This is a genomic window from Halorubrum sp. B52 (genome assembly GCF_059752555.1).
The window spans coordinates 464,530-491,087 of sequence record NZ_MWTG01000008.1; the positions used below are offsets into that span (position 1 = coordinate 464,530).

Below are 26,558 nucleotides of genomic sequence, written 5' to 3' on the forward strand. Positions count from 1 at the left end.
GCGGGGGCTCGCCGCGCCGGGGTCGGGGACCGAGTCGGTCCGGAACCGTTCCCCCGCCACCCGAAACTGTTTCCCACCGCGGCCGGAACCGGACCCCATGCACCGGTACGACATCGAGCGGTACCTCAACGTGCGCAGCGCCGGCGGGGCGGACCTGGGTCCCGACGGTCGGCTCTCCTTCCTGCTGAACACGACCGGCACCGGACAGGTGTGGTCGCTCGGCGAGCCGCTGGGATGGCCCGAGCAACACACGTTCTTCGAGGAGTCGGTCTCGTTCGTCGACTCGTCGCCCGAGCGCGCCGAGGCCGTCTTCGGCATGGACGAGGGGGGTAACGAGCGCGCCCAGCTCTACCGGCTCAACTACGAGTCCGGCGAGATCGTCGACCTCACCGAGCGCCCCGAGGCGAAGCACCGCTGGGGCGGCTGGGACTCCGAGGGCGACCGCTTCGCCTTCGCCTCGAACCGACGCGACGAGTCCGTGTTCGACGTGTACGTCCAGGAGCGCGACGCGACCGGCGACGACGCCGAGCTGGTGTACGAGGGAGACGGCTGGCTCTCCGTAGCGGGCTGGTCGCCGAGCGACGACCGCCTGATCGTCCACGAGGCGCACTCCTCGTTCGACCACGACGTGTACACGCTCGACGTCGCGAGCGGCGACCTGACCCACCACACCCCCCACGAGGGCGACGTCCGGTACGGCAGCCCGGAATGGGGGCCGGACGGCGAGGGGCTCTACCTCGTCACCGATCGCGACAGCGACACGCTCCGGCTGGAGCGGCTCGACCTCGCGACCGGGGAGTTCTCGGTGGTCGCGTCCGGGGCGGGCGGGCGGGCGGCGGGCGACGGCGAGACGGGCGACGACGAAGCGCTCCCCGAGAAACCCGGCGGCGACGACGGGTGGAACGTCGACGGCGTCGCGGTCCACGAGGAGTCCCGGCGCGTCGTCTACTCCGAGAACGTCGACGGCTACACCGAGCTCGCGGTCGGCGAACTCGTCGAGCCCGACCGGATCGATCCCTTCCCGGCCCCGGACCTCCCGAGGGGCGTCGCCGGCGGCGTGAGCTTCGGCCCCGACGGCGACCGCTTCGCCGTCACCGCGACCGGGAGCACCCACAACGCGAACGCCTACGTCGTCGACGCGACCACCGGCGAGACGGAGCGCTGGACCGCCGCCTCCACCGCGGGGATCCCGCCGGACACGTTCGTCGAGCCCGAACTCGTCCACTACCCCACCTTCGACGGCCGGGAGATCCCCGCGTTCTTCTCCGTGCCGGAGACGGAGCCGCCCGAGGGCGGCTACCCCGTCGTCGTCGACATCCACGGCGGCCCCGAGTCCCAGCGCCGCCCCTCGTTCGCCTCGGTGAAGCAGTACCTGCTGAACAACGGGTACGCCGTCTTCGAGCCGAACGTGCGCGGATCCTCCGGGTACGGGAAGGCGTACGCCGCGCTCGACGACGTGGAGAAGCGGATGGACTCGGTGGCCGACGTCGAGGCCGGCGTCGAGTGGCTCCACGACCACCCCGAGGTCGACCCCGACCGCGTCGTCGCGATGGGCGGCTCCTACGGCGGCTTCATGGTGCTCGCCGCGCTCACCGAGTACCCCGAGCTGTGGGCCGCCGGCGTCGATGTCGTCGGCATCGCGAACTTCGTCACCTTCCTGGAGAACACCGGCGACTGGCGCCGCGAACTGCGCGAGGCCGAGTACGGCTCGCTCGACGAGGACCGCGAGTTCCTGGAGTCGATCTCGCCGATCAACAACATCGAGCGGATCGAGTCGCCGCTGTTCGTCCTCCACGGCGCGAACGACCCGCGGGTGCCCGTGGACGAGGCCGAGCAGATCGTCGAGGAGGCGCGCGATCAGGGCGTCCCGGTCCGCAAGCTGATCTTCGACGACGAGGGGCACGGCTTCTCGAAGCTGGAGAACCGCATCGAGGCGTACCGCGAGGTCGTCGACTTCCTCGCGGAGCACGTCTGAGGCGACGCCTGTGTCCGAGAGCAAAACGGGACGCGCGCACCGCCGTGACCGTTATGTTCCCGCGCGAAAGACCACGAAGAAATGAACGGGCCCGAGCCGCTCGGCCTCCTGCTCGACCAGGCGCAGGACAAGATCGCCCTGCTGGACGAGGCGGGGCGGTTCACCTACGTCAACGGGGCCGCGGAACGGATCCTCGGATTCGCCCCCGAGGAGCTCGTCGGCGAGAACGCCTTCGAGTACGTCCACCCGGAGGACCGGGAGGCGGCCCGCGGCGCCTTCGACAGAACGATAACGAGTGACGGGTTCGCCGAGGAGACGGTCGAGTACCGGCACCGGACCGCGGACGGCTCGTGGGTCTGGCTGGAGAGCCGCATGTCGAACCTCACCGACGACGCGCTCGACGGGTACGTCGTCAGCTCCCGCGACGTCACCGACCGGGTGCGGGCCGAGCGAGACCGCGCGGAGACGGCCTCGCACCTCCGGGAGATCGCGGCCGTCTCGGGCGACGTGCTGTGGATGTTCGACGCCGACTGGACGGAGCTGCTGTTCGTGAACCCTTCGTACGAGGAGATCTACGGCGGGTCGATCGAGGAGCTCGAGAGGGATCCGCAGCGGTTTCTCGACGCGATCCACCCGGACGACGTCTCGGCGGTCGAAGCGGCGATGGAGCGGATCGCCGCCGGGGCGTCGGTCGACATCGAGTACCGGGCGAACCCCGAAGAGAACTACAACCGGTGGGTCTGGGTGCAGGCGGAACCGATCGAAGACGACGGCGAGGTCGTCCGCATCACGGGGTTCACCAAGGACGTCACCGACCGGCGGCGGCGCGAGCGCCAGCTGGTCGTGATGGACAATCTCCTCCGGCACAACCTCCGGAACGACCTCAACGTCATCCTCGGTACGGCGGAGCTCCTCGAGTCGTCGGTGCCGGAGTCGACCGAGCACACCGCCGTGATCCGTCGGGTCGGCGAACAGCTCCTCGAGACCGCCGAGAAGGAGCGCGACATCATCGACCTCATCACCGGGAAGCAGGAGTGCGAGCGGATCGAGCTCCGCGAGGCGATCGCCGACTGCGTCGAGACCGTCCGGGACCGGTATCCGGACGCCTCGATCGAGATCTCGACGCCGGATCCGGTCGCGATCGAGGGGCGCCCGGAGCTCCGGGCCGCGGTGACCGAACTGTTGGGGAACGCGGTCCGACACGCCGACGGCGGCGATCCGACGGTGAGCGTTTCCCTCCGTCGGACGCCGGCCGGCGCGGAGGTCGTCGTCCGAGACGACCACCCGCCGATCCCGGCCGTCGAGGCCGACGTGCTCACGGGCGACCACGGCATGACCGACGTGTACCACAGCAGCGGGCTGGGGTTCTGGCTCGTCTACTGGAGCGTGGAGCTCTCGAACGGCAGCGTCGCGGTGGAGTCCGGCCCTGACCGCGGAAACGAGATCGCGATCACCCTCTCCCGGGTCGTCGACTGACCGGGCGTTACTCCCAGTCCGGGCCGAAGTCCGGATTCAGCTGGCGGTCGGTCCGGCCGAGCGTGTCGATCTCCTCGACGTCCTCGTCGTCCAGTTCGAGCCCGAGGCTCGCCCAGTTGTCGGCGATGTGGTCCTCGCCCGTCGCCTTCGGGATGGCGATGACGCCCTTCTCGCGGAGCCACGCGAGGCTCACCTGCGCGGCGCTGACGCCGTGCTTCTCGGCGATGTGGGTGATCGCCGGGTCGTCGAGCACGTTCCCGCGGGCGAGCGGGGAGTAGGCGACGAGCTCGACACCGTTGGCGTCGGCGTACTCCCGGAGCTCCTCCTGCCGGAGCAGGGGGTGCATCTCCACCTGGTTCGCGAACGGCGCCTCGCCGAGCGCGTCGGTCGCGGCGTCGAGGTGGTGCGGTTCGAAGTTCGAGACGCCGATCCGGTCGATCAGGCCGTCGTCGCGGAGCTCCGCGAACGCGGGCAGCGTCTCCGCGGGGTCGTACGCGCCCGCCGGCCAGTGGACGTACAGCAGGTCGACGTAGTCGGTGCCGAGCTTCTCTAAGCTCTCGCGGGTGGACGAGACCACGTCCTCGGACGCGAGCTGGTCGATCCACACCTTCGTCGCGAGGAAGACGTCGTCGCGGTCGACGTCGGCCGCGGCGATCCCGTCGCCGACGGCGGCCTCGTTGCCGTAGATCTGAGCGGTGTCGACGTGGCGGTAGCCGGTCTCGAGGGCCGTCTTCACCGACTCGGTGCACTGCGCGGGCTCGTCGTTCTCCCACGTGCCGAGTCCGAGCGCGGGCATCCCGTCGCGGGTCGGGACGTCGAAGGACTGCTGTCGTTGTGACATGGTGGGAGGTAGTCGCGTGAGGGGAAAGTCGGTTGCGGTCGCGGCGGGCCGGGCGGGGGAGCGCGGCAGCCCCGGTCGCGGCCGCGGACCGACTCGGCGCTCGCTCCCGGTCAGTCGTCCGACAGCAGCGCCCGCGAGGAGTTCGTCACGACGAGCAGGCTGGACGCGCCCATCGCGACCGCGGCGAAAAGCGGGTTGAGGAGGCCGGTCACCGCCAGCGGGATGGCGACCGCGTTGTACAGGAACGCCCAGCCGATGTTCCCCTTCACGCGTCGGCCGGCCGCCCGCGAGAGCTCGAAGACGGTCGCGACCGAGCCGAGGTCGTCGTCGACGATGGCCACGTCGGCCGCGTCGGCCGCCATCGCCGTGCCGCCGCCGAGCGCGAGCCCGAGGTCGGCCGCGGCGAGCGCGGGCGCGTCGTTGGTCCCGTCGCCGACCATCACCGTGAGCCCGCTCGCCTTCAGGCGCTCGATCGTCTCGGCCTTCCCCTCCGGCGGGACGCCCGCGAACACCGAGGCGACCGCGTCGTGCTCCTCGAAGACGGTCGCCGCGCGCTCGTCGTCGCCCGTCAGCACGACCACGTCGACGCCCGAGTCGTCGAGCGCCGTCACCGTCTCCTCCCACCCCTCGCGCAGCTCGTCGCCGACCACGACGACGCCCTCGGCGGCGCCGTCGCGCCCCACCGCGACGGGGACACGGCCCACGTCGCGCGCCTCGGCGACCGCCTCCCGGATCGCGTCGGGGACGGTCCAGCCGCGCTCGTCGAACAGGGCCGGGTGCCCCACGACGACCTCGACGCCGTCGACCGTCCCGGAGACGCCGCGGGCGTGGCTCTCGAATTCCTCGACCGCGAGCGCGGCGGTCGCGTCTCCGGCGTCGCCGCCGGCGGTCGCGTCGGGGTCGTCGACGGACGCCGCCGGCTCGGCCGTCCCGCCGTCGGCGACCGCGGCGGGGGTGGGCGAGCCGGCGTCTCCCCGGGCGCCACCGCTCGCCCGCGCCGCGGCGATGGCCCGCCCGACCGGGTGGGCCGACCGCTCCTCCAGCGCGGCCGCGAGCCGGAGCAGGTCGACGTCGACGTCGGCCCGGATCACCTCCATCTCGCCGGTCGTGAGCGTCCCCGTCTTGTCGAAGACGACGGTCTTCGCGTCGCGCACCCGCTCGAAGACGGTGTCGTCGAAGATCACGATCGAGCGTTCGAGCGCGTCGCGGATCCCCGCGGCGACCGCGAGCGGGGTCGCGAGCCCGAGCGCGCAGGGGCACGAGACGATGAGCACCGTGAGCCCGACGAGCATCGCCTCCGTCACGCCGTTGCCGAGCGCGAGGTTCGCGGCGGCGGCGACGACCGCGACCGCGAGGACGACCGGCACGAAGACGGTCGCGAGCCGGTCGGCGAGCTTCTGGACGCCGTGGTTCCCGCTCTGGAGGTCCCAGACGAGCTCCGCGACGCGGTCGAGGCTGGAGCTCGCGTCCGGGCCGACCGCGACCGTCAGCGAGCCGTCCGCGACCACCGATCCCCCGACCACGTCGTCGCCGGCGGTCTTCCGGACCGGCATCGACTCGCCGGTGACGACCGACTCGTCGACCGCGGCGTCGCCGGCGACGACCGCGCCGTCGACCGGGACGCGCTCGCCGGCGCGCACGAGCAGGCGGTCGTCGGGTTCGAGCGCGTCGATGGCGACCTCCTCGGTCTCGGCGGCGGCCGCGTCGGGCGCGTCGCCCCCGGCGGTCGGGTCGCCGCCGGCGGTCAGCCGTCGGGCGCTGTCGACCTGCACCGCGGTGAGGTCGGAGAGGAGCTCGGTCGCGCGCTTCTTGATCGAGTCCTCGTAACTGTTCCCGACGGTGACGATCACGATGATCGCGACCGTCACGTCGTAGTAGATCGACGGCGACTCGACGAAGATCACCGCGAGGGTGCTGTAGACGTACGCGCTCACCGCCGCGATGGCGACGAGCAGGTCCATGTTCGGCGACCTGGTCTTCGCGCTGACGTAGGCGCCACGCAGTATCGGCTTGCCGGTGAAAAAGAGGACGACGGTCGTCAGGACGGCGATCACGATGAAGAAGTACGTCCCCGACGTCGACGACATCGCCTGGTTGAGGTACTCCAGGGTGCGCTCGTTATAAAAGGGGAACGCGAAGTACGTCGGGTAGATGATGACGATGTACTGCAGCATGACCGCCATCCCGACCATGACGCCGGCCGCGAGCCGCGCCGTCGCCATGTTGTCCGCCTGCCGGCGTGAGAAGGCGTCGTCGCGGGGATAGGCGCTGTAACCGAGGCCGCTGACCGCCTCCGAGAGGTCGTCGGTCGAGACGCCGTCCGGGTCGTGGTCGATCCGGACCGTGTCCGTGACGTAGCTCGCGCTCGCGGCGCTGACACCGTCGGTCCGGGTCGCGACCGCCTCGATGAACGCCTCGCAGGTCGCGCAGTGCATCCCGTCGACCTCGAGGAACGTCGCCTCGTGGTCGGGGGGGACGTCGGTGCGGGACTCCTCGCCCGCGCCCTCCCCGTCTCCCTCATCGGCGCGGCGCCGCTCGCGCACCGCGTCGGCGTCCACGTCGGCGTCGCCGAGGGCCGCGTACACGTCCCTGCAGCCCGGACAGCAGAACTCGTTGCCCGCGTCGTCGGTCACGTCGACCCCGTCCGTCGGGAGATCACAGAGGGTGCAGTCGGCCGCCATCGTCACATCCCCCCCATCCCGGCGTCGAGCGGGTTCCAGAACGGGAGCCGCGGGTGCGGCACGTGGATCCCGACCGACATCAGCCCGTGCGCGAACAGGACGTAGCCGAGCGCGACGAACGCGACGCCGAGCAGCCGGTGGATCCGGCGCCGGTGGACCGCGTCGACGCCCTCGATCACGGTGCCGTAGAGGAACACCGCGGGCATCGTGCCGACCCCGAGCGCCGCGAGCGCGATCCCTCCGCTCACCGCCGAGCCGCTGGCGAACGCGTAGAGGTACGCCGGGTAGAGGATCGGACAGGGTAAGAGTCCGTGGACCGCGCCGAGCGCGACGATGCCGGGCCCGTTCGCGAGCCGGTCGACGTGGCCGGTGAGCCAGCCGGTGACCCGTTCGAGCCCCGGGAGGTGGACCCCGCCGGTCGCGCCGCCGAGCGCGTACCGGACGCCGACGAGGATCACGGCCGCGCCGACGCCGAGGCCGACGACGCCGCGGACGACCTCCGCCGCGCCCGTCAGCGTCGCGGTCGTGACGAGGACGACCCCGCCGAGCGCGCCGAGGGCCGTCCCGATGGTCGCGTAGCTCGCCGCGCGACCGAGGTTGAACAGCGCGTGCTGGCGGACCTCGTAGGTCGTGAGGTGACTCCCGCGGCGGTCGGAAGCCGCGGACGCGGCGCCGCCGGTCCCGCCGCTCGCCGCGCCGCCGTCGGTCCGGCCGCCGCCTTCTCGCATCCGGCCGGCGTACACCGTCACGAGCGGGCCGCACATGCCGATACAGTGGGCGCCGCCGAGCAGCCCGATGGCGAGGAACAGCAGGACGTCGGTCCCCAGAAGCGTCGAGATGTCCATGGGCGTGTGTTACCGCGCCTTGGCGTCGCGGGCGGTAATGGGTTTCGTCGGTCGCGGGTCGGATCGTCCGGGCCGGTGCCGGCGCACGTCACTCCTCCACGAAGACGGTCGCGTACATCCCGCCGGTCTCGTGCGGGATGCAGACGTAGTCGTAGCGCCCGGCGACTTCGAAGGTGTGCGAGTAGCGGTCGCCGCTCTCCAGCCCGCCGCCGAAGTCGGACGCCCACGCCTCGCGGGCGGTCTCCTCGTCGTCGTAGCCGCCGGAGGCGAAGTAGTCGGCCGCGTCCGGGATCGCCGCCTCGTAGGCGGTCACCGTGTGCGCCCGAGAGCTCGTGTTCTCCCAGACGACGGTGTCGCCGACCGACACGGTCAGTTCCGCGGGGCGGTAGGCGGACGCGAGCATCCCGACGTCGTAGCCGGGGTCGCCGCCGACGCCGGCGCAGCCGGCGAGGGCGGCGGTCGCTCCGGTCCCGACGCCGGCCGCACCGACCCGTCGGAGGAACCGTCTCCGTTGCATACCCTCCCTCGGGGCCTCGGTCGTTTCAATACCGCGGTTCGCCCCACCACGTGGGAATCGCTCTGGCCGTCGCGGGAATCGCTCGGGCTCGCCCACGCGATGACGCGGACGGGACCGCTCCTCCCCGTGCCGCGGTCGCAGCGGTCGTCGCCGGCCGCCCCCTCGACTGGCTCCGGAAGGTCGGGCGCTGATGGCGATCCTCGGAAAACGATCGTCCACCATCCGTTTTACGAATCGGAACATTTCGAACTATTCAGTCTGAGATCGGAATCCGTCAAAAAACCCTTACACGTCAGGTTTGGACGTTTACTGAGGTCGACGCCTATCCGCGGACGTCGCATGATCGAAACAGCCGCGGCCGACCTACTCGCAAGCGGAACGGTCCCGCTCCAAACGACCCAAGCCGAAGCGTTCCAGGCGATTCGGAACGACGCGCTCCTGAGCGCGTCGCTCTGGATAAACATCGCCCTCGCGGGCCTGTCGATCCTCCTGTTCGTGTACATGGGGAGAAACGTGGAAGACCCCCGCGCCCAGCTGATCTTCGTCGCCACGCTGATGGTGCCGCTGGTGTCGATATCGAGCTACACCGGGCTCGTCTCCGGCCTCACGGTGAGCTTCCTCGAGATGCCGGCCGGACACGCGCTGGCCGGGCAGGAGGTGCTCACGCCGTGGGGTCGGTACCTCACGTGGGCGCTGTCGACGCCGATGATCCTCGTCGCGCTCGGCCTGCTGGCCGGGTCGAACCTGACGAAGCTGTTCACGGCCGTCGTGGCCGACGTCGGGATGTGCGTCACCGGGCTCGCGGCCGCGCTGACCACCTCCTCCTACATGCTGCGCTGGGTGTGGTACGTCATCAGCTGCGCGTTCTTCGCCGTCGTGCTCTACGTCCTGCTCGTCGAGTGGACCGAGGACGCCGAGGTCGCCGGCACCGCCGAGATCTTCAACACGCTGAAGGCGCTCACCGTGGTCCTCTGGCTCGGCTACCCGATCTTCTGGGCGCTCGGCGCCGAGGGGTTCGCGGTGCTCGACGTCGCCGTCACCTCGTGGGCCTACAGCGGGATGGACATCGTCGCGAAGTACCTCTTCGCGTTCCTCCTGCTGCGGTGGGTCGTCGAGAACGAGAGCACGGTCGCCGACATGGCGTCGGGTCTCGGGGCGTCTTCCCGCAGCGGCGCGGCGCCGGCGGACGACTGACCGCGCGGTCTCCCGCCCGCGAACTCTCTTCAACCCGTTCCGACGCCGGCCAGCCCCCGGCGCGGCGGCCGAGAGACAAGCGCTAAACCCGCGGCGGCGGTGGTTCGGGACATGAAACAGGCCATCGTCGCCCGGACGGACATCGGCATGGGCGAGGGGAAGCTCGCCGCGCAGGTCGCGCACGCGTCGCTGTCGGCGTACCAGGACGCGGGGCGCCGCGCCCGGAAGAAGTGGCAGGGCGAGGGGCAGAAGAAGGTCGTGCTGAAGGGCGACTCCGAGAGCCAGCTGTTCGAGCTGGCCGACAAGGCGGACAAGGAAGGGCTCCCGTACGCGATCGTCCGGGACGCGGGCCACACCCAGTTGGACCCCGGGACCGTCACCGCCCTCGCGGTCGGGCCGGCCCGCGACGACAGCGTCGACCGCGTGACCGGCGACCTCTCGCTGTACTAGATGACCTCCGAACGCAACCTCCGCGAGGCGCACCCGACCGAGCGCGCGGTCGGCATGGACTACTACGTCAGCGACGCCGACGGGATCGGCGGGCGGCTCAGGGAGTCCCCCGAGGACTTCCGGGTCCGCGAGCTGGAGGCGTTCGACCCGGAGCCGCTCGGCGCCGACCGCGGGAGCTACCCCGAACTGGTCGTCCGCGTCACGCTGCGCGACTGGGATACGAACGACTTCGCGCGCCGAATCTCCGACGCCCTCGGTATCAGCCGCGAGCGGGTCTCGTGGGCCGGCACGAAGGACAAGCGCGCCGTCACGACGCAGCTGTTCACCCTCCGCGAGGTCGACCCGGACGACCTCCCCGCGATCCGCGGCGCCGACATCGAGCCGCTCGGGCGGGCCGGCCGGCGGCTCTCCTTCGGCGATCTGGCCGGCAACGCCTTCGAGATCCGGGTCGCCGACGCGGTCGCGGAGGCGCCCGAGCGCGTCGCCGAGACGGTCCGCGACCTCCGGGCGTTCGCGGGCGACGAGGGCGACGACGACGGGGAGGACGCCTCGGACGTCGGGGCCTCGCCCGCCGAGGCGACCGTCGGCGTCCCGAACTACTTCGGCCAGCAGCGCTTCGGCAGCCGGCGGCCGGTCACCCACGTCGTCGGGCTCGCGATCGCTCGCAACGACCCGCGCGAGGCGGTGCGGCTGTACGCGGGCAACCCCGCCGAGACGGAGCCGGACGACACCCGGGCCGCGCGCGACCGCGTCGACGCGGCGTTCGGCGTGGACCCCGACGTCGCCGGCGGCGCCGCCGAGGAGGGTCTCGCCGGGGACGTCGCCGCCGGCGTCGACGACGCGGAGCGCTCGGCCGCCGACGGCACCGGCGACGGCGACTGGGGGGCCTGCCTCGACGCGATCCCGGGCAAGCTCCGGTTCGAGCGGTCGATGGTCCACCGGCTCGCCGACCGCGGCGTCGCCCCCGACGCGCCGCCCGACGACGAGGACTGGTGGCACGCGCTGGAGGCGGTGCCGTCGAACCTCCAGCGGCTGTTCGTCAACGCCGCGCAGTCGTTCCTCTTCAACCGGATCCTAAGCGAGCGGCTGCGCCGCGGGCTCCCGTTCGACCGCCCCGTCGCCGGCGACGTGGTCTGTTTCGCCGACGGCGACGCCCCCGAGGAGCTGTACGCGCCGGATACCGACCGGCTCCAGCGCGTCGACGCCGACCGCGTGTCGGTCGTCTCGCGACACTGCGAGCGCGACCGGGCGTTCGTCACGGCCCCGCTCGTCGGCACGGAGACCGAGCTCGGCGACGGCGAGCCCGGCGAGATCGAGCGCGAGGTCCTCGCCGACGCCGGGATCGAGTCCGGCGACTTCGCGCTCCCCGGCGACTTCGACTCGGAGGGCACCCGCCGGGCGATACTCCTGCGCACCGACCTCGACGCGTCGTTCGCTGACGGGGATCCCCGGTTCGCGTTCGCGCTCCCGAGCGGCTCGTACGCGACCGTGCTGCTCCGGGAGTTCACGAAGCGCGGACCGCTCGACCTCTGATCGGGGGCGTGGATCCCCGATCGATCCACGCCCGTGCATTACCGAGTCGTTGAAAGGGTCGAAACCACCACGATACTGCGCCCCGTTCCGAGCCGTTTTTGTGCGGGAGCCGTCAATCGGAGCCATGACCCGAATCGTCGTCATCGACCTCCACGGCCAGTTCACGCACCTCGAGCGGCGGGCGCTCCGCGACATCGGCGTCGACACCGAGATCGTCGACGCCGACGAGCCGGTCGACGAGGTCGAGGCCGACGGGATCGTCCTCTCGGGCGGCCCCGACATGGACCGCGTCGGCAACGCGCCGGACTACCTCGACATGGACGTCCCGGTCTTCGGGATCTGCCTCGGCATGCAGCTGATCGCGACCGAGCTCGGCGGCGAGGTCGGCGGTGGCGACTACGGCGGCTACGCCGACGTCGACGTGGAGATCGTCGACGACGAGGACCCCCTCGTCGGGTCGCTCGCGCCGTCGACCCGCGTCTGGGCCTCTCACGCCGACGAGGTGAAGGCGCTCCCGGCGGGGTTCACTCGGGCCGCCACCTCCGACGTCTGCGGCATCGAGGCGATGTCGAACCCCGAGGCGGACCTGTACGGCGTCCAGTGGCACCCGGAGGTCGCCCACACCGAGCGCGGCGACGAGGTGTTCGAGAACTTCGTCTCGATCTGCGAGTCGACGTAAAGCCACCCGCGCCGCAGTTCCGACCGCCCGCTCACTTCCCCAGCCGCGCCGTCAACACCGGCGCCTCGCTGTGTCGCACGACCCGCTCGGCGACAGATCCGGCCGCGAGGAACCGACCGACGCCGGTCCGGCCGTGGGTCCCCATCACGATCAGGTCGGCCTCGTAGTCGCTCGCGGCGTCGAGGATCTCCTCGTACGGGCGCCCGCGCCGGAGGTGTTTCTCGACCGGGATCCCGCGCTCCGCGCCGGCCGCGGCGACGGCGTCCAGCGCGCGCTCGCCGCGTTCCTCCTCGCGCCCGACGACCACGTCCCAGCCGTCGGCGCCCGCGATCGTCTCGTCGACCACGAACAGCGCGTGGATCCGCGCGTCGGCCAGCTCGGCGAGGTAGCGCGCGTGTTCGACGGCCGCGTCGCTCCCGGGGCTCCCGTCGGTCGGACAGAGGATCTCGTCGTACATCGCGGCGGGGCCTTCCCTCCCGCCTCAGAGCCGGTACCGCCGGACGTGATCGGTCCCGCAGCTCGGGCACTCCCGTCGGTACTCGACGGTCGCGCCCGTCGTGACCGCCTCCCACCCGCCTTCGTCGTCGACGAATCCGCACTCCTCGCAGGCGTGGGGGCGCTCGTCGAGCCGCTCGCGAAGTCGCTCGAACGCCGACCTGCCGCCGTAGCTCGATGACATGCGGTAACAGTACACACGGAAGCGATTAATAGCTATCGGTGAGGATTCTGTGCGAACCGTTCGGCCGGGACGTCCCTTCGCGGTGAGAGGGGCACGGACGTCGCCGTCGCTAGATTCATCAAAAAACGGGGAAAACGGCCACCTACTCCGCGAACAGCTCGTCGACCGCCGCGCCGGCGGTCTCGGCCGCCTCGCGGGCGACCGCGTCGGGGTCGGGGTCTTCCGGGGCGTTCAGGTAGACGTCCACGTCGAGTACGCCCTCCTCGAACGTCACCGTGACGTCGAGGTCGGTCACCGCCGACTGGTCGTAGTGGGCGAAGACGACGCCCTCCGCGGCCTCGGCCGCGGTGCGGACCACTTCGTCGTCCGTCGGCTCGTCGCTCATCGCTCGCTTACGCGCCGCCCGCGCCCGGACCGCCCGGGCCCATCGGACCGCCGCCGCCGGCGCCGCCCTGGAGCATCTGCTGGAGCTCGCCCTGCAGGTCGTCGAACTGCTCTTCGACGCGCTCTTCCTGCTTCTGGAGCTGCTCGACGCGGACCTCGAGCGAGTCGACCTTGTTCTCGAGGTCGTCGTAGGCGGACTCGTAGTCCGTCTCGACGAGGACCTCGCCGATCTCGCGGTACATCCCGGCGTCCTCGTCGACGTCTTCGAGGGCGTCGAGCGCCGTCTTCGACTCGTTGAGCGCGGTCTGCGCCTGCTCCTTCTGCTCGGCGACCTGCTGTGCGGTCTCCTGCAGTTCCTGAAGCTCCTCGATCTTCTCCTGTGCCTCGGGCGGCATGTTCCCTTGCATGGGCGAAGCGAGGCGGTCCGGACGGAAAAACCCCCGTCTTCTAGCCTGTCGGCCTGAAATGGCGCGAGGAGCCGCGAGCGGATTGATTCCGTCGGATGATCGAACCGGATCGACGTTACCCGCGGTCGAGTTCGGCTTCGGATCGCTCCGCGACCTCACCGGCTCCCGACTCGCTCCGCGACCTCGACGAGCCGGGACCAGCTGTTGACCCCGGCGCGGAGGGCGACGAGGTCGTCCGCGGCGACCCGGACTCGGACCGCGTCGCCGTCGCGGGAGACGGTCGCGGCCGAGCGCGCGTCGTCGATCTCGCCGACCTCCGGCGCGAGCGCGTCGGCGACGAGCCGTGCGCGTCGCTCGGACGGGTAGGCGAACGAGAGGACCGTCTCGTGTGCGCGGGACGCCGTCACGGTCGGATCGGCCCGGGCGGTTACTCGACGTTGACTTCCTTCACGTCGCCGCCGCGCTCCTTCAGGAGGACGCGGTGGCCGCAGTACGGGCAGCGCACGCCGCCGTACTCGTCGAGGGTGACGTCGCGCTTACAGCGGGAGCACTTGTAGCTCATTCCCTATTCCTCGTCGGCGAGCGCGGCGCGGATGGAGCGGCGGACGGTGCGGCCGCCGGGCGTCTCGGGCCGGTACGCCCCGCCCGTGAACGTCTCGCCGGTCTCCTCGTTCACCCAGATGCCGGTGCCCTTGCGCGTGACGTCGTCGCCGTCGACGGTCGCGTTGCGCATCTCCTCTTCGATGTCCTGGACCCGCTTGCGGGAGACCCGGCCGTAACGGGCGCCGAATCGGCCCGCACTACCGGTGCTTCGTGCCTTGTCCTCAGCCATAGTGAGTCCGTCTACCGCCAGCGCGGGTAAAAAGGCTACGAGTCGGGGGCGTCACGAGGGGCCGCCGGCGCCCGTCGGCAAGACGGGCTTGCCGCCGACCGCAACGCCTTTCACAACTGAGTAATATCACTAAGTTGTATGCACGGATTCGACGGCTTCAGCGACGTGAGCGAGACCGACGTGACGAAGGCGATCGGCGAGGAGTGGACCGACGGGTTCCTCGAGTTCACCGACTCCGAGGTCATCATCCTCGGCGGCGGTCCGTCCGGGCTGATGGCGGCCAAGGAGCTCGCGGAACGCGGCGTGAAGGTGATGATCGTCGAGAAGAACAACTACCTCGGCGGCGGCTTCTGGCTCGGCGGGTTCCTGATGAACACCGTCACGGTCCGGGACCCCGCCCAGGAGATCCTCGACGACCTCGACGTCGACTACGAGCCGGTCGAGGACGTCGACGGCCTCTACACGGCGGCCGGTCCCGAGGCCTGCTCCGGGCTGATCAAGGCCGCCTGCGACGCCGGCGCTCGCGTCCAGAACATGACGGAGTTCACCGACCTCGTCGTCCGCGAGGACCACCGCGTCGGCGGGATCGTGATGAACTGGACGCCGGTTCACGCGCTCCCGCGCGAGATCACCTGCGTCGACCCGATCGCGGTCGAGTCCGACCTCGTGATCGACGCGACGGGCCACGACGCGGTCGCGATCAGCAAGCTCGACGAGCGCGGCGTCCTCTCGGCGCCCGGCATCGAGCACGCGAAGGAGCACAACACCGGGATGGACCAGACCGGCGACGGCGAGTACGGCGCCCCGGGCCACGACTCGCCCGGCCACGACTCGATGTGGGTCGGCGAGAGCGAGGACCGGGTCGTCGAGCACACCGGCGTCGTCCACGACGGGCTGATCGCGTCCGGGATGGCGGTCGCGACCGCCCACGGCCTCCCGCGGATGGGCCCGACGTTCGGCGCGATGCTCGTCTCCGGGAAGCGGGCCGCGCAGGCCGCCCTCGACGAGCTGGAGGTCGACGGCCCCGAGGTCCGGCTCTCCGCGGGCGACGCGCCGGCGCCGGCCGACGACTGAGGCGCTGACCGCGCGGCCTGCGCGCGAGCCGCCGCCTCTCCGTGACGGTTCCTCCCCCGACGGCTTTATTATCCGTATCTCCCGAGCGTCGCCCATGTACTGGCGGGGCCACGTCGGCATCGCGCTGCTCGCGTACGCGCCGGTCGCGGGGGCGGTCCGCGTCGCCGGCGAGCCGGGGCTTGCGACCCTCGGCGCGGTGGTCGCCGTCGCGTTCGCGACGCTCCCCGACGCCGACGAGTGGCTGCCGGTCGCGCACCGCGGGCCGACGCACACGGTCGCGTTCGCGGTCGCGGCGGGCGCGGTCGCGGCCCTCGCGGCCGGGATCGCGCTCCCCGCGGGCACGCCGGCAGGGACCACCCTCCCGCCGCTGACCCCGGTCTTCGTCGGCGGCGTCGCGACCCTCTCGGTCGGTTCGCACGTCGCCGGCGACGCGATCACGCCCATGGGGATCCGGCCGTTTCGCCCCCTCTCGGCGTGGCACGTCACGCTCGACCTGACGCCGGCGGCGAACCCGCGCGCGAACCGGCTGTTCCTCGGGCTCGGCGTCGCCGCGCTCGCGCTGTCGATCGGGCTCACGCCCTGAGCGCGCCCGCGAACGCGCAGGCGTCGCCGAATCGTTCGACTCGGCCCCGGCGAACGTCACGAACGTTCACTCGCTCCCGACTCAACCGTGTGCCTTTTTGCGGCCGTGCGCCGAAGCCGGCGGTATGCGCAACGCCAAGATCGTCTGCACGATCGGTCCCGCGTCGGACGACCGGGACGCGATCCGCGCCCTCGCCGACGCGGGGATGTCCGTCGTCCGGCTGAACGCCAGCCACGGGACGACGGCCCACCGCGAGAAGGTCATCGAGCGGGCCCGCGCGGTCGACGACGCGATCGACGACCCGCTCGCGGTGATGGTCGACCTGAAGGGCCCGGAGGTCCGCACCGCGGAGCTCGACGAGCCGATCCAGCTCGCGACGGGCTCCGAGGTGACGTTCGCGGAGGGCGACGACGCCACTACCGAACGCGTGGGGCTCACCCACTCCATCGCGGCCGCGGGCCCGGGCGACACGGTCCTCCTCGACGACGGCCGGATCGAGTGCCGCGTCGAGCGGGTCGACGGCGAGTCGGTCGTCGCCACGGTCGTCTCCGGCGGGAAGCTCAGCTCGCGGAAGGGCGTCAACCTCCCGGGCGTCGCCATCGACGTCGACCTGATCACGCCCGAGGACGAGGCCGAGCTCGACCTGGCCGTCCGGACGAACGCCGACTTCGTCGCGGCGTCGTTCGTGCGCAACGCCGACGACGTCTACCGTATCGCCGACGAGTTAGAGCAGCGCGGCGGCGACGACATCCCCGTCGTCGCGAAGATCGAGCGGGCCGGCGCGGTCGAGAACCTCGACGGCATCGTCGACGCCGCGGACGGCGTGATGGTCGCGCGCGGCGACCTCGGCGTGGAGTGCCCGCTGGAGGACGTCCCAGTCATTCAAAAGCGGATCATCCGCACATGCGTCAACGCGGGCGTCCCCGTCATCACCGCGACGGAGATGCTCGACTCGATGGTCCACTCGCGGCGGCCGACCCGCGCGGAGGCCTCCGACGTCGCCAACGCGGTCCTCGACGGCACCGACGCGGTGATGCTGTCCGGAGAGACCGCCATCGGCGACGACCCCGTCAACGTCGTGGAGACGATGGACCGGATCGTCCGCGAGGTCGAGTCCAGCGACGAGTACGCCGAGACGCGCGAGCAGCGCGTCCCGGCCGCCGCGGAGGGCTCCCGGACCGAGGCGCTGGCGCGCTCGGCGCGCTACCTCGCCCGCGACATCGGCGCCTCCACCGTGGTCGCGGTGTCGGAGTCCGGCTTCACCGCCCGCAAGACCGCGATGTTCCGACCGGGCGTCCCCGTGGTCGCGACGACTCCGGACGACCGGGTCCGGCGACAGCTCGCGCTCTCGTGGGGGGTCCGCCCCGTCCTGACGGAGTACGCCCGCGACATGGAGGCGATCCTCGACAACGCGGTCGACGCCGCGCTCGACACCGGCGGCGCCTCCTCCGGCGACACGCTCGTCGTGCTCTCCGGCATGCTGACGGAGTTCGAGGGGACGAACACGACCAACACGCTGAAGGTCCACGTCGCGGCCGAGACGCTGGTGACCGGGAAGGCGGCCGTCGCGGGCCGCGTCGCAGCGCCCGTCTACCGGACCGCCGACGGCGATCTGGACGAGATCCCCGAGGGGTCGATCGTCGCGCTCGGTCCCGCCTTCGAGGACGAGTTCTCGGGCGACCTCGACGCGGTCGCCGGGATCATCGACGCCCGCGAGGGGATGACCGGCTACCCCGCGGTCGTCGCCCGCGAGCTCGGCGTCCCGATGGTCTCCGGCGCGACGCTCCCCGAGCGCGTCGCCGACGGGAGCGTTGTCACGCTCGACGGCGAGCGCGGTATCGTGTACGACGGCGACGTGATCGCGGCGGCGCGCGAGCGGTAGCCCCGCCCCCGGCGCTCGCGCGTTCCCCGCGGTCGCCTCGTCCCTCCGCCCGTCAGCCATTTACCGCCGACGCGTCTACCCGCGGGTATGCCCAGCGACGAGGACGCCGACGGCGACACGCGGAGCCGGGCGAACGAGACCCGGGACGCCGACGGCGGCGACGAGCGCCAGTGGCGGTTCGCCGTCGACGACGTCGGGCCGGACGGGATCACGGAGGACACCGGCACCCCCGAAGAGGAGCCGATAGAGCCCGAGTCGATCGACCTCGAGAACGCCGCCCTCGTCGCTCTCGGGGTCGCGATCACGGTCGGCGTGCTCCTGTTCGGGTTCTGAGAACTCTCGTCGCCGGCGCGCGTCCCGGCGCTTTCGCCGCGGACGGCCCGGCGCGTTCTCCGTCGACGGTCCGGCGCTCGTACCACCACTTATACCGACGCGGCCGTACGTCCGGACATGGATCTGCTCTCGGGACTCGGACCGCTCCTCCAGTCCGGGCTGATCGACCCGGACACGCTCCCCCTCCTGCTGTTGACGGCCGGCCTGCTGCTCTCGATGGCGGAGGCGCTCGCGCCGGGCGCGAACTTCATCGTCGTCGGCATCGCGCTGATCGGCGCGGGGCTCGGCGGCCTCCTGCTGACGTCGCTCGGCTTCGCCGGCGCGGGCCTCGCGCTGGTCATGGCGCTGCTGACGCTCGTCGTCGGCGCGGCCGCCTTCTACGGCTACCACGAGTTCGACCTCTACGGCGGGAAGGGCCAGCGACAGACCAGCGACAGCGACTCGCTGAAGGGGAAGACCGGCATCGTCACCGAACCGGTGACCCCGTCCGGCGGCGAGGTGAAGCTCTCCGGCGGCGGCTTCAACCCCTACTACTCCGCGCGCTCGATCGAGGGGGAGATCGAGGAGGGCGAGGAGGTGATGGTCGTCGACCCCGGCGGCGGCAACGTCGTCACCGTGGAGTCGATGGGGTACGTCGAGGACGACATCGACAGGGAGCTCGCGGCGGACCGCGCTCGGAAGGAGGCCGCGGAGGCCGCTGAGGCCGCGGAGACCGACGAGCGCGGGGAGGACGCCGAGGAAGCGGAAGCCGAGGCCGACGCGGAGACCGAGACCGAACGCGAGTGACCGCGTTCGGGGGTCGGCCGCGGTCCGGTCTGGTCAACCGAGGCCCGGACGGACAAGACACTTGTACGGTCTCGCGGATATCCCTGCCATGCCCTCCCCGATCGCCCCCCTCTCCCGAGCCGTCGGTTCGCTCCTCGACCGCTCCCGCGCCCACTTCGAGACGGTCCGCCCGCGGTCCGGCGCGGTCGCGGTCGGCCTCGTCCTGCTCGTCACCGTCTCGACGGTCGCGGGTATCCTCGCGCTCGGCGCGGCCTTCGACGCGACGATCGACAGCGAGGTCACCGTCGACAACCCCGACCGGCCGCCGGAGGCGACCTGCGAGACGTGGGGAGACGACGACTCGCTGATCGGCGAGCGATGCGATCGACCGAAGCGGATCGAGGTCGACGTCGGCGAGGAGCTCCGGAGCGCGACCGGCGACTACGTCGCGTACGCCCTGTTCGGGGTGCCGATCTGGTGGGGGATCTTCGCGCTCGTCCTCCACGGCGGCGCGCGCCTCGCCGGCGGGAGCGGCTCAGTGGGCGACTCGTTCGTGATCGCGGCGTGGGCGATCCTTCCCGAGATCCTCCGGCTGGCCGCTGGGCTCGCCGCGATCCGGTACGCGCTCTCGGCGACGACGGTCGACGGCGCGACGATCGAGGCGATCGCGAACGAGATCGTCGCCGCGATCGGGACGATGGAGGCGACCCTGCTCGCCGCCTCGGCGCTCGTGATCGCGGTCCAGTGGGTGATCGTTGTCGGGGGATTGGAAGCGGCCCACGACCTCGACCGCGGGACCGCGGGGACGGTCGCCGGCGCGTTCGCCGCCCTCGCGTTCCTCCTCGCGGTGGTGTGAAGCGGGGGCCGCGCGATCGGCGACGCCCGCGCCGCTCCCGCGAGCTCTCCGTCCCCCGCGGCGACGCATTCGGGAGTTTTTAAGCCGAGCGGGCTCCGTCTCCCGACATGATCCTGTCGGACGCGGACATCCTCGACCGGCTCGCGGCGGGGGACCTCGTGGTCGAGCCGCTCGGCGACGTCGACCAGCAGGTCCAGCCCGCGAGCGTCGACCTGCGGCTCGGCGAGCGCTTCCTGGAGTTCCAGCGCACCAACATCCCCTGTATCCACCCGACCGAGGCCGACGAGGTCGGCGAGTACGTCACGGAGACCACCGTCGACGAGGGAGACGAGTTCATCCTCCACCCGGGCGACTTCGTGCTCGGAACGACGACCGAGCGCGTGGAGATCCCGGACGATCTCGTCGCGCACGTCGAGGGGCGCTCGTCGCTCGGACGGCTCGCGATCGTCGTCCACGCCACCGCCGGCCTCTGCGACCCGGGGTACCAGGGCCAGATCACGCTCGAGCTGTCGAACCTCGGTACCGCGCCCGTCGCGCTCTCCCCGGGGATGCGCGTCTCCCAGCTCACGTTCACGGAGCTGAAGTCGCCCGCCGACCGCCCGTACGGCGCGGAGCGCGGCTCGAAGTATCAGGACCAGGACGGCCCGCAGGCCTCCCGGATCGGCGACGACCCGGAGTTCGAGGGCGACGGCGAGGCGGAGACGCCGCCGGACGCCGCCGAGGGCGACGACGGAACCGCGGGGGACCGCCCGTGAAGTTCATCGAGGAGGTCGTCGTCGACGAGTTCCTCCCCACGGTCCGCTCGATGCTCGCGGAGGACCTCCGCGACCGCGGCTTCACGCAGCGGGAGGTCGCCGACGCCCTCGGGATCTCCCAGTCCGCGGTCTCGAAGTACGCCCACGGCGACGTGGCGCGCCACGACCGGATCGTCGCCGACGAGCGCGTCCGCGACCTGGTCGATCGGGTGGGCGAGGGGCTCGCCGCCGGCGACCTGAGCCCCGTCGGCGCGCTCGTCGAGATTGAGGTGCTGATCCGGCGGTTGGAGGAGGGGGACCTCCTCGCGGAGCTCCACGAGGAGGCGATGCCGGCGCTCGCCGAGGCCGACGTGGAGTTCTCGGTCCACGACCCGGACAGCGGGCTCCGCGAGCGCGAGCGCGTCCTCGGCTCGGTGCGGCGCGGGCTCCGCACCCTGACGAACGCCTCGGGCTTCGCCGCGCTCATCCCGAACGTCGGCGCCAACGTCGCCGAGTGCCTCGACGACGCCCGGACGATCGACGACGTCGCCGCGGTCCCCGGTCGCCTCGTCGACGTGAAGGGGCGTGCCATGGTCCCCGGCGAGCCCGAGTTCGGCGTGAGCGAGCACGTCGCGACGGTGCTGCTCGCGGCCCGCGAGGCGGGGTCGACCGCCCGCGGCGCCGTGAACGTCCGGTACGACCCAGACACCGTCGCGGCGCTCGCCGACTCGCATCCGACCGTCGAGTTCGACGCCGATCGCCCGACCCGCGAGGCCGTCGCCGCCGCGGTCGCCGCGGCCGACCTCCCGGCGGGCGACGAGTCGGCGACGCTCGTCCTCTACCAGACCGGCGCCGTCGGCGTCGAACCGATCGTCTACGTGCTCGCCCCGACGGCGTCGGAGGCGGCCGCGGTCGTCCGCGAGATCGTGTAGGCGCGACGGACGACGCGTTCCGCCCCCGCCTCGGTCCGTGGCCGGTCTTCATTACCGTGCCCGTCCAAGATCGCGTATGAGCGCCCCCGATGCGGTTCGAATGGACGACGACGAGCGCGACGAGTTCCTCGGGCGGTCGGGAACTGGGGTCCTCTCCCTGTCGAGGGCCGGCGACGACCCCCCGCACTCGGTCCCGGTGTCGTACGGTTACGACCCGGTCGAGGAGGTGTTTTACTTCCGGCTCGCCGTCGGAGAAGAGAGCGGAAAGGCGAACCCCACAGATCGCGGGACCACGTTCGTCACCTACGGGGAACGCGACGGCCGGTGGAAGAGCGTGGTGGCGAGCGGTCGACTAGTGTCGACCACCGACGAGTCCGTCTCCGCGGAGTCGCTCGCCGGTCTCGAACGGACGGACCAGATACCGATAGTCGACGTCTTCGGCGAGCCGCCGGGTCGGGTGGAGTTCGAGTTCTACCGGCTCGATCCGGACCGACTCACCGGTCGCGCCGAACGACCGATGGACCCCTAGGGGTCCCCGCGGGACCGTCACCGAGCGGCCGCGTGTGACCCCCGTCCGAGCGATCGGGCGCGGCTTCTCGCCGACGCGATCCACCCGTTTCGATCCCACCCGAAAATCAGCGGGCTTTAGGCCCGTATCCACGACAACTCGATACACGCACCTCATGAGCCACGACGACTTCCCCACCGACGACCCGGCGGTGGTGACCTGCGGACTGCCGTACGCCAACGGCGACCTCCACATCGGCCACCTGCGCACCTACGTCGGCGGCGACGTGTACAGCCGCGCGCTCGAACGACTCGGTCAGGAGACCGCGTTCGTCTCCGGCTCCGACATGCACGGGACGCCCGTCGCGGTCAACGCGGAGCAGGAGGGCGTCTCGCCCGAGGCCTTCGCGCTCGACTGGCACGAGCGGTACGCCGCGACGTTCCCGAAGTTCAACGTCGAGTTCGACAACTACGGCCACACCCACGACGAGACGAACACCGCGGTCACCCAGGAGCTCGTCCGCGACCTGGAGGACGCGGGCCACGTCTACGAGAAGGAGATCATGGTCGCGTACGACCCGGTCGACGACCAGTACCTCCCGGACCGCTACGTCGAGGGTACCTGCCCGTACTGCGGCGCGCACGCCCGCGGCGACGAGTGCGACGAGGGGTGCCAGCGCCACCTCGAGCCCGGAGAGGTCGAGGACCCCGAGTCGACGATCACCGGCAACCCCGCCGAGTACCGCGAGCGCACCCACAAGTTCTTCGCGGTCTCGGAGTTCTCGGAGTACCTCTCCGGCTTCCTCGACCGGCTGGAGGGTACCTCGAACGCCCGGAACCAGCCCCGCGAGTGGATCGAGCAGGGGCTCCAGGACTGGTGTATCACCCGCGACATGGACTGGGGGATCGATTACCCGGGAGACAACCCCCAGGACCTCGTCTTATACGTCTGGGTCGACGCCCCGATCGAGTACATCTCCTCGACGAAGCAGTACTCCGAGCGAGTCGGCGCCGACGCCTTCGACTGGGAGGCCGCGTGGAAGGAGGGCGCCAGCGACGCCCACCCCGAGGGCGGCGAGATCGTCCACGTGATCGGCCGCGACATCATCCAGCACCACACGATCTTCTGGCCCGCGATGTTGGAGGCGACCGGCCACGCCGAGCCGCGCGCGGTGATGGCGAGCGGCTTCGTCACCCTCGGCGGGAAGGGCTTTTCCACCAGCCGCGACCGCGCCGTCTGGGCCGACGAGTACCTCGACGAGGGGTTCCACCCCGACCCGCTGCGCTACTACCTCGCGACCAACGGCGGCTTCCAGCAGGACGTCGACTTCTCGTGGGAGAAGTTCCGCGACCGCGTCAACACCGAGCTTGTGGGCACCGTCGGCAACTTCCTCTACCGCTCGCTCCTCTTCGCCCACCGCAACTACGACGACGCGCCCATCGCGGACGCGACGAGCGACGAGGTGGGGGAGCGGATCGAGGAGGCGATCGACGACGTCGAGGCCGCGGTCAACGACTACTCCGTGCGCGCGCTCGGCGACGCCGTCACCGACCTCGCCCGGTTCGGCAACGAGTACATCCAGCGGAACGAGCCGTGGAAGCTCGTCGACGAGCAGCCCGACGAGGCCGCGCGGGTGATCCACGACTGCGTCGCGGTCGCGAAGGCGATCGCCGTCCTCTTCGAGCCCATCGCCCCCGAGAAGTGCGAGCGGCTGTGGGACCAGCTCGGCGAGGACGGGTCGGTGCACGACGTCACCGTCGACGCGGCCCGCGAGGGGCCCGCCGGCGACCTTGCGGAGCCGACAGAGCTGTTCGAGCAGATCGAAGACGAGCGCGTCGAGGCGCTCAACGAGAAACTGGAGTCGCGGGTCGCCGAGGCGGAGGCGGCCGACGGCGACGAGAGCGAGGGCGACGAGGACGGAGCGGACGACGAGGACGAATCGACCGACGGAGACGCGACCGACACCACTGACGACACCGACATGACCGACATCGAACCCCTCAGCGACGACCGCGTTAGCTTCGACGACTTTCAGGAACTGGACATCCGGGTCGGCCGGATCGCCGAGGCCGAGGGGATCGAGGGGGCCGACGACCTCCTGCGGCTCCGCGTCGACCTCGGCGCGGAGACCCGGACGATCGTCGCCGGACTGAAGCGGCTCCACGACATCGACGACCTCCCCGGGACGAAGGTCGTCGTGCTCGCCAACATGGAGAAGGCGGAGCTGTTCGGCGTGGAGTCGAACGGGATGGTGCTCGCCGCCGGCGACGAGGCCGACCTCCTCACCACCTACGAGGACGCCGGCCCGGGCACGAAAGTCAAGTAAGAACGGTCTCGATTTTCTCCGACCTCACGCGTCGAGCACTTCGATCAGGTTCCCCTCGGGGTCGACGACGAACAGGATCGTGGTCCCGCTCTCGGTCGTTCTGGGCTCGCTGAGCGTCTCCACGCCGTCGTCGAGCTCACGGTAGAACTCCGCCACGTCGTCGACGGAGAGTCCGAGGTGGACCGCGCCCGGCCGGTTCAGTTCCGGCTCGGGCGTCGGCTCGCCTTCCGGCTCGTACGCGACCAGCTCGACCATAGTCTCGTTGCCTTCCCCGTCGGCGACGAGGTGCGCGAACTCGGCGGCCGCGCCGTCGACGGCGACGGCGTCCGCGAACGCCTCGCCGCCCACGGCGAACTCGGCGGCGACGTCGAGGCCGAACGTCTCGGTGTAGAAGTCGACGGCGCGGTCGAGGTCGGCGACCGTGACGCCGACGTGGTGGGGAGTCGGATCGGACACGGGTCGAACGACGGCGACCGACGGAAAAACGGTGTCGACCGGCGGGTGCGCCGACCGCCTCGCGCGCTCCGACCGCGGGCGCTCAGAGGAACCCGGCGAGTCCCATCGCGTCCGCGATGGGGACCCCGGCGACGACGGAGCCGATCAGGTAGCCGCCGATGGCGCCGCCGTTCAGCAGGGGGAGCCCGGCGTGCGGCCGGCCTTTTATCACCCAACTCATCAGCACGAGCAGTCCGGCGAGGCTCCCGACCATCGCGAGCAGCGCGGGGAGGTTGATCCCGATCAGAGGGACCGCGAGCCCGGCCGCGGGGGAGAACGTCGCCGCGCTCGCGACCAGCACGGCCGGGATCACGGCGTCGCCGAGCCCGATGAAGAACGCGTCGCGCTCCTCTATCGGGGTGGGGTCCGAGACGTCAGCGCCTTCGCCCGCGCCCTCGTCGGCGTCGGTGGTCTCGGGGTTATCGTCGTCGCCGTCGAGGTCTCTCTCCCCCTCCTCGTCGGCGCCGAGGAGCGAGTACGACAGCGACAGCGGGATCACGAGCACCACCGGGATGTTCAGGTCCATCACGCCCTCCGCGAGCGACAGCATGTGCTCGGTGCCGTACACCGAGATCGCGTCGTAGACGGCGAGGAACGCGAGGAGGATCAGCGCGGGGAGCAGGCCGAACGAGATGCCGAACAGTCCGGCCGCGCCGGCCCCCATCAACACCCCGGCCGTGTCGATCACGTACCACTCGGGGTAGACGAGCAGCCCGACGCCGACCGCGGCCGCCGGCACGGCCGCCGCCAGCGGCGACACCAGCGCGGAGAAGACGTACCAGGAGAGCCACGCCGAGACGCCGACGATGAGGAGGCGGATCGCGCCGTCGAAGTCGTACTTGAACGCGGCGAGCATCAGCCCCGTCATGGCTAAGATTGCGAGGACGTACACGACGCTGTTCGTCGGGTCGTCCGGGTTCTCGACCGCCTGATACCCGCTCTCGGCGAACTCGGGGACCAGCGCTAGCGCGCCGAGCTGGACGACGAGGAACAGGCCGACGACGAAGGCGACGCCGCGGTACTCGCGGGGGAACATTCGACCGACGGTTCGGGATCGAGGGGTTTCGTCCTTGCGCTTCGCCCCCGTCGCTGGAGGGAATCGGGTGTCACGGACGCGGGCCGCGTGACCGTCGAGCGCGCGCCGCAGAACGGGTTCGGGTACGGTGTGGGAGCGGGTCGGACCCGAACCCGAGAGCCGACGGACGACGGACGGTGGAAGCGAGCGTCCGGCCGGCCCGCCCGAAACCGGACGAGCCGGCCGGGTTCGTCCGCGGCGTTTACGACCAGCCCGATTCGGAACAAGAAGCTGTCGCTCGAATTATCGCGACCGATACTCGACGCGAACTGATGCGGAGCCGCGATGCAAAAGGGGGACTCGGAGACGGGTCGACGCGTGACACAGAGGTAAAAAGCGGGAGACTTCGCGGGGCGAGATGCAGCGCGGAACCGGAAAGGCGAGAGGCGAAGGTGGGATGGGAGGCGGGCGGGCGGCAGCCGGACAGCGGACCCCCGGGCTGTCGTCGGCGTCGCCGCCCGAGCGGTCGGGACGGGCGCGTGGTTTCGTCGCCGAACTCCAA

Annotated in this window: 29 protein-coding genes; 16 read left to right on the plus strand and 13 right to left on the minus strand. The window is 71.4% G+C overall.

Annotated features, from left to right (window positions below; translation table 11 throughout):
- Window positions 1-97 precede the first annotated feature (97 nt).
- Together B4V04_RS08140 and B4V04_RS08145 are read left to right on the plus strand one after the other, a co-directional pair.
- Window positions 98-1,975 carry a S9 family peptidase gene (locus tag B4V04_RS08140; RefSeq protein WP_498230706.1) on the plus strand — a complete coding sequence of 626 codons (1,878 nt, stop codon included), beginning with the start codon at window positions 98-100 and terminating at the stop codon, window positions 1,973-1,975.
- A gap of 81 nt (window positions 1,976-2,056) precedes the next feature.
- Window positions 2,057-3,451, plus strand: a complete 1,395-nt coding sequence (locus tag B4V04_RS08145) for a PAS domain-containing sensor histidine kinase (RefSeq protein ID WP_498230708.1) — start codon at window positions 2,057-2,059, stop codon at window positions 3,449-3,451.
- Between the two features lie 7 nt (window positions 3,452-3,458).
- Here B4V04_RS08145 and B4V04_RS08150 read toward each other — a convergent pair whose 3' ends face one another.
- The 4 genes from B4V04_RS08150 to B4V04_RS08165 form a co-directional block, all read right to left on the minus strand.
- Complete coding sequence (locus B4V04_RS08150) at window positions 3,459-4,247, minus strand: aldo/keto reductase (protein WP_498230846.1); 789 nt, start codon at window positions 4,245-4,247, stop codon at window positions 3,459-3,461.
- 155 nt (window positions 4,248-4,402) lie between these two features.
- Entirely contained in the window at window positions 4,403-6,973 is a 2,571-nt protein-coding gene (locus tag B4V04_RS08155; protein ID WP_498230709.1) for a heavy metal translocating P-type ATPase, read from the minus strand.
- A 2-nt stretch (window positions 6,974-6,975) separates the two neighbouring features.
- Window positions 6,976-7,818: a sulfite exporter TauE/SafE family protein gene (locus B4V04_RS08160; RefSeq protein ID WP_498230710.1), complete on the minus strand. Its 843-nt coding sequence runs from the start codon at window positions 7,816-7,818 to the stop codon at window positions 6,976-6,978.
- 88 nt (window positions 7,819-7,906) lie between these two features.
- Entirely contained in the window at window positions 7,907-8,335 is a 429-nt protein-coding gene (locus B4V04_RS08165) for a plastocyanin/azurin family copper-binding protein (RefSeq protein ID WP_144799441.1), read from the minus strand.
- 339 nt (window positions 8,336-8,674) lie between these two features.
- Between B4V04_RS08165 and B4V04_RS08170 the strand changes: the two genes are divergently transcribed.
- The 4 genes from B4V04_RS08170 (at window position 8,675) to B4V04_RS08185 (ending at window position 12,191) form a co-directional block, all read left to right on the plus strand.
- Window positions 8,675-9,529 (plus strand): bacteriorhodopsin, encoded by an 855-nt coding sequence (locus B4V04_RS08170; protein ID WP_498230711.1) that lies wholly within the window; start codon window positions 8,675-8,677, stop codon window positions 9,527-9,529.
- Window positions 9,530-9,640: 111 nt separating this feature from the next.
- Window positions 9,641-9,979, plus strand: a complete 339-nt coding sequence (pth2, locus tag B4V04_RS08175) for a peptidyl-tRNA hydrolase Pth2 (RefSeq protein WP_008581783.1) — start codon at window positions 9,641-9,643, stop codon at window positions 9,977-9,979.
- Complete coding sequence (gene truD, locus B4V04_RS08180; protein ID WP_498230713.1) at window positions 9,980-11,512, plus strand: tRNA pseudouridine(13) synthase TruD; 1,533 nt, start codon at window positions 9,980-9,982, stop codon at window positions 11,510-11,512.
- A gap of 124 nt (window positions 11,513-11,636) precedes the next feature.
- Window positions 11,637-12,191 carry a GMP synthase subunit A gene (locus B4V04_RS08185; protein ID WP_498230715.1) on the plus strand — a complete coding sequence of 185 codons (555 nt, stop codon included), beginning with the start codon at window positions 11,637-11,639 and terminating at the stop codon, window positions 12,189-12,191.
- A 31-nt stretch (window positions 12,192-12,222) separates the two neighbouring features.
- Here the strand turns inward: B4V04_RS08185 and B4V04_RS08190 are convergent, their stop codons facing one another.
- From B4V04_RS08190 to B4V04_RS08220, 7 genes are all read right to left on the minus strand, one after another.
- Window positions 12,223-12,648: a universal stress protein gene (locus B4V04_RS08190; protein WP_498230717.1), complete on the minus strand. Its 426-nt coding sequence runs from the start codon at window positions 12,646-12,648 to the stop codon at window positions 12,223-12,225.
- Between the two features lie 24 nt (window positions 12,649-12,672).
- Window positions 12,673-12,870, minus strand: a complete 198-nt coding sequence (locus B4V04_RS08195; RefSeq protein WP_498230719.1) for an HVO_0649 family zinc finger protein — start codon at window positions 12,868-12,870, stop codon at window positions 12,673-12,675.
- Window positions 12,871-13,012: 142 nt separating this feature from the next.
- The gene (locus B4V04_RS08200) at window positions 13,013-13,255 is read right to left on the minus strand and encodes a DUF3194 domain-containing protein (protein ID WP_498230720.1); all 243 of its coding nucleotides are present in this window, start codon (window positions 13,253-13,255) and stop codon (window positions 13,013-13,015) included.
- Between the two features lie 7 nt (window positions 13,256-13,262).
- Window positions 13,263-13,649 (minus strand): prefoldin subunit beta, encoded by a 387-nt coding sequence (locus tag B4V04_RS08205; protein WP_498230848.1) that lies wholly within the window; start codon window positions 13,647-13,649, stop codon window positions 13,263-13,265.
- Between the two features lie 167 nt (window positions 13,650-13,816).
- Entirely contained in the window at window positions 13,817-14,068 is a 252-nt protein-coding gene (locus B4V04_RS08210) for a KEOPS complex subunit Pcc1 (RefSeq protein ID WP_498230722.1), read from the minus strand.
- A 20-nt stretch (window positions 14,069-14,088) separates the two neighbouring features.
- A complete protein-coding gene (locus B4V04_RS08215) occupies window positions 14,089-14,223 on the minus strand; it encodes a DNA-directed RNA polymerase subunit P (RefSeq protein WP_004049526.1) in 135 nt (44 codons plus the stop codon).
- Between the two features lie 3 nt (window positions 14,224-14,226).
- On the minus strand, window positions 14,227-14,493 hold the full coding sequence (locus B4V04_RS08220) for an eL43 family ribosomal protein (protein WP_086220860.1): 267 nt from the start codon (window positions 14,491-14,493) through the stop codon (window positions 14,227-14,229).
- A gap of 138 nt (window positions 14,494-14,631) precedes the next feature.
- Between B4V04_RS08220 and B4V04_RS08225 the strand changes: the two genes are divergently transcribed.
- The 10 genes from B4V04_RS08225 to metG all read left to right on the plus strand — a co-directional run bounded on the left by B4V04_RS08225 (window position 14,632) and on the right by metG (window position 24,486).
- Complete coding sequence (locus B4V04_RS08225) at window positions 14,632-15,567, plus strand: sulfide-dependent adenosine diphosphate thiazole synthase (protein WP_498230724.1); 936 nt, start codon at window positions 14,632-14,634, stop codon at window positions 15,565-15,567.
- A gap of 94 nt (window positions 15,568-15,661) precedes the next feature.
- Complete coding sequence (locus tag B4V04_RS08230; protein WP_498230725.1) at window positions 15,662-16,150, plus strand: metal-dependent hydrolase; 489 nt, start codon at window positions 15,662-15,664, stop codon at window positions 16,148-16,150.
- A gap of 124 nt (window positions 16,151-16,274) precedes the next feature.
- The gene (gene pyk, locus B4V04_RS08235) at window positions 16,275-18,032 is read left to right on the plus strand and encodes a pyruvate kinase (protein ID WP_498230727.1); all 1,758 of its coding nucleotides are present in this window, start codon (window positions 16,275-16,277) and stop codon (window positions 18,030-18,032) included.
- Between the two features lie 87 nt (window positions 18,033-18,119).
- Window positions 18,120-18,365: a DUF7312 domain-containing protein gene (locus B4V04_RS08240; RefSeq protein WP_498230728.1), complete on the plus strand. Its 246-nt coding sequence runs from the start codon at window positions 18,120-18,122 to the stop codon at window positions 18,363-18,365.
- Between the two features lie 117 nt (window positions 18,366-18,482).
- Complete coding sequence (locus B4V04_RS08245; protein WP_498230730.1) at window positions 18,483-19,151, plus strand: NfeD family protein; 669 nt, start codon at window positions 18,483-18,485, stop codon at window positions 19,149-19,151.
- 88 nt (window positions 19,152-19,239) lie between these two features.
- Window positions 19,240-19,986 (plus strand): Yip1 family protein, encoded by a 747-nt coding sequence (locus B4V04_RS08250; RefSeq protein ID WP_498230731.1) that lies wholly within the window; start codon window positions 19,240-19,242, stop codon window positions 19,984-19,986.
- 107 nt (window positions 19,987-20,093) lie between these two features.
- Entirely contained in the window at window positions 20,094-20,741 is a 648-nt protein-coding gene (gene dcd / locus B4V04_RS08255; RefSeq protein WP_498230732.1) for a dCTP deaminase, read from the plus strand.
- Window positions 20,738-21,652: a thiamine-phosphate synthase family protein gene (locus tag B4V04_RS08260; RefSeq protein ID WP_498230734.1), complete on the plus strand. Its 915-nt coding sequence runs from the start codon at window positions 20,738-20,740 to the stop codon at window positions 21,650-21,652. Before dcd ends, B4V04_RS08260 begins: the two co-directional genes overlap by 4 nt.
- A gap of 76 nt (window positions 21,653-21,728) precedes the next feature.
- Window positions 21,729-22,181, plus strand: coding sequence for a pyridoxamine 5'-phosphate oxidase family protein (locus B4V04_RS08265; RefSeq protein ID WP_498230736.1), 453 nt, complete (start codon window positions 21,729-21,731; stop codon window positions 22,179-22,181).
- A gap of 154 nt (window positions 22,182-22,335) precedes the next feature.
- Complete coding sequence (gene metG / locus B4V04_RS08270) at window positions 22,336-24,486, plus strand: methionine--tRNA ligase (protein WP_498230737.1); 2,151 nt, start codon at window positions 22,336-22,338, stop codon at window positions 24,484-24,486.
- A gap of 24 nt (window positions 24,487-24,510) precedes the next feature.
- On the opposite strand, the gene B4V04_RS08275 is transcribed toward metG, so the two are convergent.
- Window positions 24,511-24,942: a VOC family protein gene (locus tag B4V04_RS08275; protein WP_498230739.1), complete on the minus strand. Its 432-nt coding sequence runs from the start codon at window positions 24,940-24,942 to the stop codon at window positions 24,511-24,513.
- A gap of 82 nt (window positions 24,943-25,024) precedes the next feature.
- On the minus strand, window positions 25,025-26,017 hold the full coding sequence (locus tag B4V04_RS08280) for a presenilin family intramembrane aspartyl protease PSH (protein ID WP_498230741.1): 993 nt from the start codon (window positions 26,015-26,017) through the stop codon (window positions 25,025-25,027).
- Window positions 26,018-26,558 lie beyond the last annotated feature (541 nt).